The organism is Octadecabacter sp. B2R22 (assembly GCF_018861045.1).
Taxonomy (GTDB): domain Bacteria; phylum Pseudomonadota; class Alphaproteobacteria; order Rhodobacterales; family Rhodobacteraceae; genus Octadecabacter.
This window is the reverse complement of record NZ_JAHKQJ010000007.1, coordinates 436,128-449,703: the sequence shown is the minus strand read 5'-3', so window position 1 is coordinate 449,703 and position 13,576 is coordinate 436,128. Positions and strand designations below refer to the sequence as shown.

General features: G+C 56.2%; 15 protein-coding genes. 11 read left to right on the top strand and 4 right to left on the bottom strand.

Going from position 1 to position 13,576, the window contains the following annotated elements; genetic code table 11:
- Positions 1–35: 35 nt before the first annotated feature.
- Genes ccmI through KO486_RS07650 form a run of 3 tightly spaced genes read left to right on the top strand, consistent with a single transcriptional unit; the run spans position 36 to position 2,028 of the window.
- Positions 36–1,313 (top strand): c-type cytochrome biogenesis protein CcmI, encoded by a 1,278-nt coding sequence (gene ccmI / locus KO486_RS07660; RefSeq protein WP_252734616.1) that lies wholly within the window; start codon positions 36–38, stop codon positions 1,311–1,313.
- Positions 1,310–1,786: a Holliday junction resolvase RuvX gene (ruvX, locus tag KO486_RS07655; protein ID WP_216036657.1), complete on the top strand. Its 477-nt coding sequence runs from the start codon at positions 1,310–1,312 to the stop codon at positions 1,784–1,786. The genes ccmI and ruvX overlap by 4 nt, the downstream gene beginning before the upstream one ends.
- A complete protein-coding gene (locus KO486_RS07650; RefSeq protein WP_216036656.1) occupies positions 1,783–2,028 on the top strand; it encodes a DUF1289 domain-containing protein in 246 nt (81 codons plus the stop codon). Before ruvX ends, KO486_RS07650 begins: the two co-directional genes overlap by 4 nt.
- On the opposite strand, the gene KO486_RS07645 is transcribed toward KO486_RS07650, so the two are convergent.
- Both KO486_RS07645 and dusA read right to left on the bottom strand, forming a co-directional pair.
- Positions 2,025–2,843, bottom strand: coding sequence for a sulfite exporter TauE/SafE family protein (locus KO486_RS07645; protein ID WP_216036655.1), 819 nt, complete (start codon positions 2,841–2,843; stop codon positions 2,025–2,027). The two genes, KO486_RS07650 and KO486_RS07645, sit on opposite strands and share 4 nt — an antisense overlap.
- Before the next feature lie 59 nt (positions 2,844–2,902).
- Entirely contained in the window at positions 2,903–3,919 is a 1,017-nt protein-coding gene (gene dusA / locus KO486_RS07640; protein ID WP_216036654.1) for a tRNA dihydrouridine(20/20a) synthase DusA, read from the bottom strand.
- Between the two features lie 74 nt (positions 3,920–3,993).
- Here dusA and KO486_RS07635 point away from each other — a divergent pair, with 74 nt between their 5' ends.
- From KO486_RS07635 to KO486_RS07615, 5 genes are all read left to right on the top strand, one after another.
- Positions 3,994–4,791 (top strand): phytanoyl-CoA dioxygenase family protein, encoded by a 798-nt coding sequence (locus KO486_RS07635; protein WP_216036653.1) that lies wholly within the window; start codon positions 3,994–3,996, stop codon positions 4,789–4,791.
- A 152-nt stretch (positions 4,792–4,943) separates the two neighbouring features.
- Positions 4,944–5,765, top strand: a complete 822-nt coding sequence (locus KO486_RS07630; RefSeq protein ID WP_216036652.1) for a methyltransferase domain-containing protein — start codon at positions 4,944–4,946, stop codon at positions 5,763–5,765.
- A 277-nt stretch (positions 5,766–6,042) separates the two neighbouring features.
- Entirely contained in the window at positions 6,043–7,065 is a 1,023-nt protein-coding gene (locus tag KO486_RS07625) for a pyridoxal-phosphate dependent enzyme (RefSeq protein WP_216036651.1), read from the top strand.
- Positions 7,062–8,219, top strand: coding sequence for a Xaa-Pro peptidase family protein (locus KO486_RS07620; protein WP_216036650.1), 1,158 nt, complete (start codon positions 7,062–7,064; stop codon positions 8,217–8,219). The genes KO486_RS07625 and KO486_RS07620 overlap by 4 nt, the downstream gene beginning before the upstream one ends.
- Positions 8,219–8,902 carry an aspartate/glutamate racemase family protein gene (locus tag KO486_RS07615; protein WP_216036649.1) on the top strand — a complete coding sequence of 228 codons (684 nt, stop codon included), beginning with the start codon at positions 8,219–8,221 and terminating at the stop codon, positions 8,900–8,902. Before KO486_RS07620 ends, KO486_RS07615 begins: the two co-directional genes overlap by 1 nt.
- 221 nt (positions 8,903–9,123) lie before the next feature.
- On the opposite strand, the gene KO486_RS07610 is transcribed toward KO486_RS07615, so the two are convergent.
- Together KO486_RS07610 and KO486_RS07605 are read right to left on the bottom strand one after the other, a co-directional pair.
- Positions 9,124–10,227 carry a Gfo/Idh/MocA family oxidoreductase gene (locus KO486_RS07610; protein WP_216036648.1) on the bottom strand — a complete coding sequence of 368 codons (1,104 nt, stop codon included), beginning with the start codon at positions 10,225–10,227 and terminating at the stop codon, positions 9,124–9,126.
- A gap of 5 nt (positions 10,228–10,232) precedes the next feature.
- On the bottom strand, positions 10,233–10,943 hold the full coding sequence (locus tag KO486_RS07605) for a GntR family transcriptional regulator (protein WP_216036647.1): 711 nt from the start codon (positions 10,941–10,943) through the stop codon (positions 10,233–10,235).
- Positions 10,944–11,045: 102 nt separating this feature from the next.
- Here KO486_RS07605 and KO486_RS07600 point away from each other — a divergent pair, with 102 nt between their 5' ends.
- From KO486_RS07600 to KO486_RS07590, 3 genes are read left to right on the top strand one after another with little or no spacing between them, the layout of a single operon-like run.
- The gene (locus KO486_RS07600; protein ID WP_216036646.1) at positions 11,046–12,200 is read left to right on the top strand and encodes an LLM class flavin-dependent oxidoreductase; all 1,155 of its coding nucleotides are present in this window, start codon (positions 11,046–11,048) and stop codon (positions 12,198–12,200) included.
- A complete protein-coding gene (locus KO486_RS07595) occupies positions 12,200–13,084 on the top strand; it encodes an aldo/keto reductase (protein ID WP_216036645.1) in 885 nt (294 codons plus the stop codon). The genes KO486_RS07600 and KO486_RS07595 overlap by 1 nt, the downstream gene beginning before the upstream one ends.
- Positions 13,085–13,570, top strand: a complete 486-nt coding sequence (locus KO486_RS07590; RefSeq protein WP_216036644.1) for a flavin reductase family protein — start codon at positions 13,085–13,087, stop codon at positions 13,568–13,570.
- Positions 13,571–13,576 lie beyond the last annotated feature (6 nt).

Below are 13,576 nucleotides of genomic sequence, written 5' to 3'. Positions count from 1 at the left end.
TTTTCCGACACGCGGCGCAAACGTCGCATCTAAAGATGCAGTTGGTGCTTTTGCGGCGGCGAATTAATCATTACATCAGTGCCATGACAGGTGAATGGATCATTTTCGGGCTAATCTGTGCAGCACTTCTGGCGCTGGCTGTTTTGGCAATGTTTGGACCTATGTGGCGCGCGCGTCTTCGGGACGCGGAGGGCAAGGTTGATACGGATATCGATATCTACCGCGACCAATTGCGCGAAGTGGATCGTGACCTAGAACGCGGTGTCCTTGACGAGGGCGAAGCAGCCCGCACCCGTACCGAAATTTCCCGCCGCCTTTTGGCTGCAGATGCTGGCGCGCGCAGCGTGGCACAAGATGCACCACGCACCGCCAGCCGCACGGTTGCGGCTGTGCTGAGCATCGGGTTGATTGCTGCGGCTGCTGGTCTGTACCTCTCGCTTGGGGCTTTTGGCTATGGTGACGTGCCCCGCGCTGTGCGCCTCGCTGCATCAGAAGAACGCCGCGCAGAACGCCCTCTTCAGCTTGAGGCCGAAGCCGCGAACCCGCAACTGGACGCCATCACACAAGCCGAGCCCGAAACCGCGGAAATCCTGCAAGCGCTGCGCGGTGCCACCTTTGAGCGCCCCGACGACATTCAAGGCTGGGCTTACCTCGCACAGGTCGAAGCCAGCGTCGGCAACATGCAACGTGCCGCCCGCGCACAAGAACGCACCATTTCAATGCTGGGCGACACCGCCACAAACGAAGACTACGTCCGCCTGTTGGATTTCCTTGTCATCGGCACGCGGGGCTATGTCTCTCCGGAGGCGGAGACGATTGCGCTGACGGTTCTGCGCCGTGACCCGACCAACCTACCTGCACTTTATTACGCAGGCCTGATGTATGCCCAGAACGACCGCCCCGATCGTGCCTTTGATTTGTGGCGCCGTGTGGTTGAAAACGGGGATCAATCCATCTTTCATTGGCGCCTTGCCGCGAGCCAGATCGAAGATGTCGCCGCGCAATTGGCCATTGATTATGCGCTACCCGATCAGCGCGGACCATCGGCTGAGGACCTTGAAGCCGCCGAAGATATGGCCCCCGAAGATCGCCAAGCGATGATCCAAGGCATGGTCAGCCAGTTGGCTGATCGCCTTGCAAGCGAAGGCGGCCCGCCTCAAGATTGGGCACGGTTGATTTCGTCTCTCATGGTGTTGGGTGAAGAAGAGACCGCTCGCACGATCTTGGCAGAAGCCGAACTCGCGTTTGGCGGGGATGTGCAGGCGGTAGCCATCGTGCGCGCCGCCGCCGCTGAGGCAGGCTTGATCGAATGATCTTTGAAGACCCCATCGAATTCGCCGCCGCCCTGCCCAGCTATGCGCCCCTTACGGGCTTGGACCTTGGCACAAAGACAATTGGCGTTGCCGTGTCTGATGCGGGGCACATGATCGCAACGCCATTGGAGACGATCAAGCGCACCAAATTTCAAGCGGATGCGGCGGCCTTGCAGAAGATCATCGAACACCGTCAAATTGCGGGTATCGTGCTTGGCTTGCCCCGCAATATGGATGGTTCCGAGGGGCCGCGCGCGCAATCCACACGCGCTTTTGCCCGTAACCTGACGAAGCTGATAGACTTGCCGATCACCTATTGGGATGAACGACTGTCCACGGTTATGGCTGAACGCGCCCTTCTTGAGGCGGATACATCCCGTAAACGCCGCGCCGAAGTGATCGACCATGTCGCGGCGGGTGTGATCCTTCAGGGGCTGCTGGACCGCCTTCGCAACCTCAAAAACGCATCATGAGCGAAGATCCCAACACCGACCACATCTGGCAGCGCGACGAAATCGAAAGCCCCTGCATCAAGATTTGCGTTGTGGAGCCCACGTCGCGGTTGTGCACGGGATGCCTGCGCAGCATTGAAGAAATCGGCGCTTGGTCTCAGCTGTCTACGGATGCGCGACGAGCGGTGATGGAAGAACTGCCAAATCGCACGAAACTGATCACCAAACGCCGTGGTGGTCGTGCGGCACGCCTGAAACGTTAACCGATCAGCACTTTGCGCAGCATGTTGAGCGCAACCAGAATCAGGAACACCCCGAACACCCGCTTAAGCGGTTTCGGGTCCATCTTGTGGGCCAGTGCAGCCCCCCATGGGGCCGTGATCAAAGTCATGCAGACAACGACAGCGAAAGCGCCGAAGTTAACGGCCCCGACCGTTAGAGGCGGTGCGACATCAATATCTGCAAACAAGAACCCGATAACGGCAGGCAGCGCAATAATCACACCATACCCGCTTGCGGTGGCGACAGCGCGGTGAATGGGCACTCCAAACAGCGTCATCGTAGGAACCCCAAACGATCCCCCCCCGATGCCCATCAACACCGATAAGAAACCGATAACGGGCGATCCGATGGTGCGAAAAAGGCCGCGCGGCATCTCATCGCCCAGACGCCATTCCGATTTTCCAAAGGCCATGTAGATACCAATGCAAATCCCAAGCCCTCCAAACAAGGCTTGCAACACGACAGAGCGCAGCTGGGTGGCAACCATCACACCGATGATCGCACCAATGACAATTCCAACACCCCACCCCCGCAAGATACCCCATTCAACCGCACCTTTTTTATTGTGCGAGTTCAATGATCTAAGAGATGTCACGATAATCGTCGCCAAAGAGGTCGCCAAGCAAACTTGCATCAGCTGCGGGCTGTCATAGCCCAGCGCGCTGAAGGCATAAAAGAACGCGGGCACAAGAACGATACCGCCCCCGACACCGAGCAAGCCAGCCAAAACGCCAGCAAAAGCCCCGATCACCATAAGCAACCCGATGAGCGGTAGAAGGACAGACATTTCAGGCATAGTAGGCTCCGGTTTAGGTGTGCGTTAGCTTTGCCCTGAAAACAGCGGCGCGACAACCATTAGGCTGCGGCTTGCTCCATAGCGGCCAATGCATCTTCGACAACGCTCCACCCTGCTCCGGCACGGTAGGCATGTTCTGACAGGTGGCGTCGCCATTGGCGCGATCCGGGCTGTCCGGCAAACAGGCCTAACATATGGCGCGTGACATGGGCCAGCTTGCCCCCACCTTTGGATTGATCCGCGACATGGGCTTCGATGTAGTCGCGCATTTGCAGCACTACATCCACAGGGTCTGGGCCCAAGGCCTCACCCCAGATCTCGGCATCCGCCGCGCGCAAGATGTCTGTCGGGTTGTGATAAGCCGCACGGCCAATCATCACGCCATCCAATCCGCCGTCCAAAAGGGTCTTTGCGTGTTCCAAGCTTGCGATACCGCCGTTGATTGAGATGTGCAGATGCGGAAACAGCTGCTTCATCTCAAACACCAGATCATGATCCAGTGGTGGAATGTCCCTGTTTTCTTTTGGTGAGAGTCCTTGCAACCACGCTTTGCGGGCATGGATCGTGACGCGTTCGACCCCCGCAGCAACGATCTGCGCCAAGAACTCGGGCAGCACTTCTGCGGGGTCTTGGTCATCCACACCAATCCGGCATTTCACTGTCACTTCTGCGGGTTGGGCCGCAATCATGGCGCGGCAACAGTCGGCGACCAGTGCGGGTTGGGTCATCAGAACAGCCCCAAACGCCCCCGATTGCACACGATCAGACGGGCAACCGCAATTCAGATTGATCTCTGGGTAACCCTCTTCCGCGCCCATCACAGCAGCCTTAGCCAATTCAACCGGATCAGAGCCGCCCAACTGCAAGGCAACGGGCTGTTCGCTTGGGTCAAAACGCAACAAATGCCGCGCATCACCACGGACCAACGCAGGCGAAGTGACCATTTCCGTATATAGCAACGCACGCTTGGACAGCAGACGGTGCAGATACCGGCAATGGCGGTCTGTCCAGTCCATCATCGGTGCAACGCTTAAACGGGCGGCTGAATGCAAAAGGTGTGGGTTCGAATAGGTCATGGGCGGGCATATAGGGCGTGACGCGCCTGCTGTCATCCCTTGACGCGCCTTACGCGCGAGGCCACCAAAGACGAATGACACATTCATTGCTGACCCAAACCCAGATCGACGCTTACCAACGGGACGGCGTTGTCCTGATCAAAGGCTTGTTTGCCGATCACGTAGATACATTGCGCGCAGGCGTTGATCGCAACATGGCAGAGCCCGGCCCCTACGCCGCCGAAAACCTGCATGACCACGAAAAGGGTCGCTTTTTCGATGATTACTGCAATTGGCAGCGTATCCCCGAATTTGAAGCCGTCATTCGCAACAGCCCCGCTGCTCAGGTCGCGGCTGATCTTATGCAAAGCCAGACCGTTCAACTGTTTCATGACCATGTGCTGGTGAAGGAACCGGGAACGAGCAAACCGACCCCTTGGCACACGGATGGTCCCTACTATTTTGTCGAAGGTCAGCAGACTGTCAGCTTCTGGTCCCCCCTTGATCCGGTGACCGATGCATCGCTACGTTGTGTTGCGGGATCGCACCTTTGGCCTAAGCCCGTGTTGCCGACACGCTGGCTCGCCGAAACCGCGTTTTTTCCGAACGAGGACGACTATATGCCCGTGCCGGACCCTGACGCCGAAAGTATGGATATTCGGGAATGGAGCATGGAGCCCGGCGATGCAGTGGCGTTCAACTACAACATCCTGCACGGCGCACGCGGCAATGAAACCACCAGCCGCCGCCGCGCGTTCTCTCTGCGTTTGCTGGGCGATGACGCCCGTTACACCGAACGCCCCGGCCCATCGTCACCACCCTTTCCGGGGCATGACATGGTTCAGGGACAGCGACTAAGGGACGATTGGTTTCCGGTAATCTACAACCGTTAATTACTTTCTACGTTGCTGCCGCAGCGAATGTCTGCTTGGAGCCCTTCTTGACCGATGCTGCGCCTTGTCTGAATGTCAGCTCTTGCTAGAATGTTACTGCCGGAACTGAGTTGTCGCCGACGCTCTCATCGTCAATCGGGTGGAGAATGCTAATGCACGCCGACTATTTCATCGACCAATTGCGCGTCCTCGCCGCTCTGGAAAGCAATCCGCCAACTGAACGAACTTTGGCCGCATTCAAGTCAGTTGCACGTGAAGACTTTGCGGGCAAAGGACCGTGGAAAGTGCGCTCGGCGCTTGCCGATGTCACATTGCCGCCGAGACCAACGCCGGACGCTGATCCGAAGTGGCTCTACCATAGCGTCCTTGTTGTTCTGGATGAAAACAAAGGCATCAACATCGGCGACCCAAGCCTTTGGGTCGGTCTTTTGGCCCGTGCTGATGTTCAACCCGGAGCACGCATCCTACAAGTCGGCGCTGGCGTCGGATATTACACCGCCATATTGAGTGAACTTGTGGGGCCAAATGGCCAAGTCATTGCTTATGAAGTTGAGAAAGAGCTTGCAGATCGTGCGGCAGCAAACCTGTCGCCCTATGACAACGTGGAAGTACGTTATGGCAACGCCGCGACTGATCTGACAGGCACTGACACATTTGACCTTGTTGTGTCATTTGCCGGGGTCACTCACGTTCCGTCCATATGGACCGCACGGCTTGCGCCCAACGCGCGCCTGCTGCTGCCGCTCACCGGGGAAGATTGGTGGGGTGCGATGATTTTGGCAGAACAATCTGACGAAGGTTTCTGTGCCGTCACTTTGGGGCGATGTGGGTTTTATCCTTGTACGGGTGCCAGACGAGATGATCTTGCGGCTCAAGTCTCAGCATTGTTTTCCAAGCCTGAACACTTACGAGATTGGCGTTTGCGGATCATCGGACAGGGTGACGACGCCCGCGTAGAGGCAGAGGCGGCATAACTGGAACTTTCACCGAAAGTCGACCTTCAAGCTGTGGACTGCAACGACAGTAAAGGCCGCAGAGCGGTCATCTGTAACGCTTCAAGACGCGCTCAAGTAGATGCACATGCGGCGAATGGCGGCTTTGAGCCCTCCTTGACCGATGCTGCGCAGTGCATGAATGACCACAATTGCGCAAAATCGTCACTCGGTATGGTCCGATGTGGAGTCGCACAATGTCAAAGAGTATGTCGGAATTGGGCATGCTTATTTTCAGAACTCTGCTACGCTTTACTCTATGAGAACTTTGCTAAACCCCCGCTTACCCTTGAATGATTTAATTAATGTACCTTGGCCAAGTGACGCCGTCGAGCGGCCCCAAGCCTTGCTAAACAGGTGCCCGTCGGCCGCACGAACGCTCCTGACAAGCGCACCTGCACTTGCCGAAAAAGCTGGTGTGGCGCGTGTGATGCTGAAGGACGAGCGCGGACGTATGGGGCTGGGAAGCTTTAAGGCATTGGGGGCGGCGTATGTGATTGCGCGGGATGCGGAAACAGGATCGGCAAAAGGGCAAACCTATGTCACTGCAAGTGCCGGCAACCACGGCTTGTCGGTTGCTGCTGGTGCTACTGCGTTTGGCGCGAGTGCTGTGATTTATCTAGCCGAAACTGTGCCGAAGGCGTTCGCGGATCGCTTGACCGCAATCGGTGCGAAAGTCGTCTGGCATGGCACCACATATGAAGACGCCATGGCAGGCGCACAGGATGCGGCATCAACCCATGGGTGGGTTTTGCTCTCGGACAGTTCTTGGGCTGGCTATATGGATCGCCCACATACCTTGATGGAAGGGTACTTGGTGTTGATGGCCGAGGCGGCAGAGCAGATTGGTACGCCGCCCACTCATATTTTTCTGCAAGCGGGTGTTGGCGGCCTTGCTGCGGCATGTGCGGTTTATGCGCGAAAGGTTTGGGGTGCTGAACCAAAGATCATCGTTGTCGAACCAGACGCAGCACCAGCAATTCACGCATCGATAAAAGCAGGGCGACCGCAAGTTACCAACGGCCCTGTATCTGAGATGGGTCGCTTAGATTGCAAGACACCATCCTTAATCGCACTCAAAGGACTTGCCCGTGATGCGGATGCCTTCATGCTGATCACGGAAGACGAAGGACAAGCGGGGCATGTGGCTGCTACACAGGCCGGGTTCACCTCAACCGCATCGGGTGCGGCGGGTATCGCGGGATTACTTGTGGCGGGCGATGCCTTGGGACTGGATGAGACATCCCATGTGTTGTGCATATTGAGCGAAGCCGCCACATGATCCAAACGCGGGGATTTGCGATGCCAGAGTTTGCACATCGACTTGCGAAAGCACAGGCCTTGATGAAAAAGGCAGACCTTTCCGCGCTATTGCTCACGACAGAGCCAGATGTGCGCTACTTCACCGGTTTTTTGACACGTTTTTGGGAAAGCCCGACACGGCCTTGGTTTGTTGTGATCCCAGCGCAAGGCCAGCCAATCGCCGTTATACCGGCGATCGGTGCGCATTTGATGGGGCAGACGTGGATAACGGACGTCCGGACCTGGCGCGCGCCTAACTACGATGACGATGGCATTGGCTTGCTGGCAGACACATTGACAGAGGTAACGTCTGCTGGAGAGCGCATTGGCATTCCAGACCAGATGGAAACTCATGTGCGGATGCCATTTTCGGACCTCAACCGTTTACAGCAGAGGCTTAAGTCGCGTATGTTTGCGAGTGATGCGGCCATCGTGCGTAATATCCGCATGATCAAGTCTGACGCGGAAGTTCTAAAGATCCAAACGTCATGCGACATTGCCGAACGCGCGTTTGATCGCGTGGCGGAGATCGCGCAGGCTGGCGTCCCGCTATCGCAGATCTTTCGAAAGTTTCAGGCGCTGTGTCTTGATGAAGGGGCTGACTGGGTCGCCTATCTTGCAGGTGCAGCCGGACAGGGTGGATACGCTGATGTCATTTCACCAGCAGCAGATGATCCTTTAGAAAACGGGGATGTTCTCATGCTGGATACGGGTTTGGTCACAGACGGATACTTTTGTGATTTTGACCGTAACTTCTCGGTTGGACCTCCGTCGCAACAGGTGCAGTCGGCGCATGACACGCTTATGCGGGCCACCCAAGCAGCCTTTGATATTGCGCGCCCTGGCGCGACGATGGCGGACCTATTTTATGCGATGAATGATGTGGTGAATCCGGATGCATCCGGCTCTGATGCTGGGCGTCTGGGGCATGGTGTGGGGATGCAACTGACGGAATGGCCATCAATTATTCCAGATGATCATACGCCTTTGGCTGCGGGGATGGTCCTGACCTTGGAACCCGGCGTCGTAGTCTTTGGCGACAAAATGATGGTTCACGAGGAAAATATTGTGATCACTGTTAACACCCCACAATTCCTATCGCGTTTCCAACCTGAAAAAATGCGAGTTATTTAATGGCATTGCCCTACAAAATCATCCCAACGACATGGAAGACAATTGGATTGATCGTCTTACAAGCGGATGAGACAATAGAGGCAGACATGCGCAGGATCTTGCCAGACAATGTCAACGTTCTGGTGTCTCGGGTGCCGTCAGGCACCTCAGTCTCGACCAAGACGTTGGCAGCGATGACACAGTCGTTGACGGGTGCAGCGCAGCTATTTCCTGCGGGCATTAAATTTGATGCTGTGGCCTATGGGTGCACGTCGGGGTCTGCCGAAATTGGACGTCCCAAAATCGCCGAACTGATCCGGAAAGGTGCCACAACGGCAGCCGTGACAGAGCCGGTCTCCGCCCTGATCGCCACATGCCGGGCGCAGAACATCACACGGCTTGGCATGATCAGTCCTTATATCCGTGAAGTCTCACAAAAGCTGCGCGATGTACTGGCTGCAAATGGAATCAATGTCACAGCCTTCGCGAGTTTTGATGAACCCCTAGAGTATAATGTCGTTCGGATCGACCCATCTAGCGTGCATGATGCTGCCGCAAATCTTAAGGGAAATTTTGACGCTATATTCCTGTCATGCACAAACTTGCGTACGCTTGATGTCCTCGACAAGATTCAGGATAAAGTTGGCAAGCCGGTGATGTCTAGCAACCAAGTTCTCGCATGGCATTTGCAAGAGCTTCTATGACAGGGCTAAATCAATGTGATGAATGCAGCGCATGAAAGGTCGATTGTCGGTGCGCAGACCGTCTGAAACGTTTGTCACCAACAATATCGCTCCTTGCCGGAAGCTTGTATTGAGAACGAACTGCGCATGTTAAGCTGCGTCGCGATGCACCAAAACCGGCCATTGGCTGCAAAGCAGCGAATGTCTTAAAAGTCCGCATTGCGGACGTTAGCCGCTGATCCCTAAAGGTCCACGGCCTGCCCCGTTTTCGCGCTTTCTTGTGCCGCGATCCCCATGGCCACGGCTTTGGCGCCATCGCTGACTGTCACCTCGACTGCACCCTGCCCGCGCACAACGGCGTTGAACCGCTGGTGTTGGTAGAACGTCGATCCGTTGTGATCGCCTGCTTCCAGAAGCGTCGGATCAACGGGAATTTCGACCAAAGTCGGCCCTTTGGGCGCGCGCGGGCTGACAATCAATTGCGGTATCGGCGCAGGGCCAAGATCGGTAGGCCAGAACCGCCCTGGTCCCGGAACGCGGCATTCGATCTTACCCTTTGGCCCAACGGCGCTGATTTCTTCTTGGTACTGCGCGCCCTCGGCGAACATGCAAAGCTCAAGCATCGCGCGGCTGCCATTGTCGAAATCAACAATCACATAGCCGTTGTCCCAAATGTCAGGGACACGTCCATCATAAGTCTCGTCTTTGTGGTTCAGTGTCTGCCCCGCACTGGCCATGACCCGCACAGGTTCTGCCTTCAAGATCAAACGCATAAGGTCAAAGAAGTGGCAACATTTTTCAACCAAAGTGCCGCCTGTGTTTTCGTTGAACCGGTTCCAGTCGCCGATCTTGGGCAAGAACGGAAAGCGGTGTTCGCGGATCGTGAGCATCGCGATCCCGCCTGTCGCAGATTCGGCTTGTTCAATCAGCGCCGCAACGGGTGGCATGTAGCGGTATTCCATCGCGATCCAAACGGGATGGGGATACTCCTCAAAAAGAGAAATGAGCTCTGCTTTGTCTGACGGATCGGTATAGAGGGGTTTTTCACACAGGATGGGCAATGGGCGCGTCGCAACGATTTGGCGCAACTGTTCGGCGTGAATGTGGTTCGGGCTAACGATCACAACAGCATCCAAATCCGCATGTGCCAGCAGGTCCTCAAGCGTATCTGCAATATGGGCTGGTGCGGCCCCGCAATGACCTGCCAGTTCGGCGGCGGCTTCGGCCAGTTCGCGCACAGGATCAAAAACAACCGACACACGGCCGTGGGGCAGCAATGCGATATTTTGGATGTGCTCGTGGGCCATCATACCGCAGCCAATAATTCCGTAGTTCACCATGTCCATCGAGGTCAGTTCTTTCCTAGTCTTGAGACGTAATTGATTTCGCTTGGATCAAACCAAGTTCGAGAAAATTCTACGATCCGTCCGGCGTGATTTCGGCCAATTCGTTCGATATATCCGGCCATCTCTCCGGCGGACAGCCCGAACCGTGGGTCAACCCAATCCGGTGTCGCATCGACGTTGATATGATCTTGCGCGCTGGTGATGACGACGCCCAGAACGCTTGAATAATAATGATACAGGCTTTCTGAAACTGCACTTTCATCAACATGATCCGTCACCGCACCATCCAGCCAGATTTCTTCCATCGCGGCGGGTACGGCGTCCATAAACCGCAAGCGGCGAAACCTGAACCCGTTGGGGTCTTGGAACGATGCCTCACTTGGCGCTGCCATATGATCAATCGACAGCACCTCAGCCGTTGGCAAACCGCCGCCCTGCTTTCGTTCGATCCGCAAGAAGCGATAGATCGCAGGCACATCGCCACGTGCGCGCACATAATTGCCAGACCCCTGCACCCGTTCCAGAAGCTTCTTCTCCTCCAAAACCTCCAAGGCGTGGCGCAGGGTTCCCACTGCGATGCCCAAGCTGTCGGCCATCTCTCGTTCTGGCGGCAAACGTGCGCCATCGGCCAAACGACCGGCCGCGATATCCCGCACAAGCATTTCGGAAATTTGCACGTATTTTGGCAGCGCTGTGGGACGTTCACGGTCTGTCATGTTCGCCTCCCTATTACAGCGATCCAAAATTGATACAGGATTGATACACAGCAAGTAGAGTGCTACGCAAGGCCCCAGAACTTATCTCACGAGGAGGGAATCATGACAGTCGTACCTGTAACATCCGCCGACCTAACAGCATCCGAAGTTAGCTGGTTTTCCGCTTTGTGTTCAGATGATTACGCCTACCTCGGTGTACCAGATGGCGCGTTGCGTTCGTCATGGGAACACTGCCGCGACATCGTGCTTGAGGCCGAAAAGCAAGGCTTTCGCAATGTGTTGGCGCCGTCCAGCTACCAAGTTGGTCAGGACACGCTAAGTTTCGTCGCGGGCATGGCGCCCCTCACCGAGAAAATCAACATGCTCGCAGCGATCCGCTGCGGTGAAATGCAGCCGATCATGCTGGCCCGCACTGTCGCCACCCTTGATCACATGATGAAGGGTCGCCTGACGCTCAACGTCATCTCATCGGATTTCCCCGGCGAAGTGGCCGAAAGCGGATTTCGGTATCAGCGCTCTCGCGAGGTCGTGCAAATCCTCAAACAGGCGTGGACGCAGGACGAAATCAACCACGACGGCGAAGTCTACCAATTCAAAGGCGTGCCAACCGCCCCAGCGACGCCGTATCAAACAGGCGGTCCATTGTTGTATTTTGGCGGCTACTCCCCCGCCGCGCTTGAGCTGTGTGGTGAACACTGCGACGTCTACCTGATGTGGCCAGAACCGGAAGAAAACCTTGCCCAGCGAATGAAAGACGTCAATGCAGTCGCCGAACGCTACAACCGCACGCTGGATTACGGGCTGCGCGTCCATATGATCGTGCGCGACACAGAGGCAGAGGCCCGCGAATACGCCGACCATCTGGTCAGCAAGCTGGATGATGAATACGGTAAGCTGATCCGCGATCGCGCACATGACAGCATATCGCTTGGTGTCTCGCACCAAGCTAAGGCACGGGAACTGGCCGATAAATTCGGCTACGTTGAACCAAACCTTTGGACCGGTGTTGGTCGCGCGCGTTCTGGCTGTGGTGCGGCGCTGGTTGGGTCCGCCGACCAAGTGCTGTCCAAAATCGAAAACTACCGCAAGATGGGCATCCGTTCGTTCATCTTCTCGGGCTACCCGCACATCGACGAAGCCAAATACTTCGGTAAATTGGTCATGCCAGAGCTTGAAACCTGCTCTCTTCCCCATGCATATGGCCGCGTGCCAAGTGACACCCCTGCAACCCCTCTCGGAAATGGACCTCGCATCTAATGGAACGTGTTAACCTAACAAAAGACCTCTCACTTTCTCGTATGGTTTACGGCATGTGGCGGCTTGGCGATGTGGACGACACATCCCCCAAAACCGTTCAAGCCAAGATCGAGGCCTGCCTTCAGCAAGGCATCACGACGATGGACCAAGCCGACATCTACGGCGGTTACATGGCCGAGGAAATCATGGGCGCGGGCCTGACCCAGTCCATTAAGGACCAGATCGAAGTTGTCACCAAATGCGATATCCTGATCCCAGCGGGTCGTTATGAAAACGCACCTGGCAAATACTATGACACCAGCCGCGAACATATCCTCGCGTCTGTTGACCATTCTTTGCGGCTGATGGGGCTCGATAAGATCGATGTTTTGTTGATCCACCGCCCCGATCCGCTGATGGATCACCATGAAACGGGTGCAGCACTGGATGAGGTTGTTGCATCGGGCAAAGTGCGCGCCGTGGGTGTGTCCAACTTCAAACTGCATGACTGGACGCTTTTGCAATCGGCGATGAAAACACAGCTGGTCACCAACCAGATCGAAGTGTCCCTCTCGGCCCATGACGCCCTGACCAATGGTGACCTCGCGTTTCTGCAAGAACGCAGCATCGCGCCGATGGCGTGGTCTCCGCTGGGCGGCGGAGCGTTGATGACTGAGAACAATGCCCTTGGCCGTGTGATGGATGACGTCGCCGGCGAAAATGGCGTGGATCGCGCGGCCGTTGCCGTTGCATGGTTGCTTGCGCACCCGTCCAAAATCATGCCCGTAATGGGAACCAATAACTTGAGCCGTATCAGAGGCTTCTCTGATGCTTTTAAAGTAGACATGAGCCGCACAACTTGGTTCAAACTCTACGAAGCAGCACTCGGTCATGAGGTTGCTTAAGTGACCCCGTTCGACCCTGTTCAGGATCAACGTGCGTTTCGCACGGCCCTTGGCGCCTATGCCACGGGTGTGACTGTCGTGACGGTGCCGTCTGCGGACGGCCCGATCGGCATCACAGCCAATAGCTTTGCTTCGGTCTCGCTCGATCCGCCTTTGGTGCTGTGGTCCCCTGCCAAGGGGTCCAAACGGTTCGACTATTTCTCGGGCGCGCCGCATTTTGCGATCCATGTGTTGGACAGCCATCAACAGGAATGTTGCAACGATTTCACCAAGGACCGGTCTGCGTTCTCAACACTGGACTGGGAAACCGGTGACCACGATGTGCCCTTGATCAACGGATGTCTGGCGCGGTTCGAATGCACGCTAGAAGCAGAGCATGACGCCGGAGATCATGTGATCCTGATTGGTCGCGTGACGCGGGCGCAATCTCGTGACGGGTTGCCGCTGCTGTTTCAGGCCGGGCGGTTCGTGTCCCTAAAGGGGTAGTAAAAC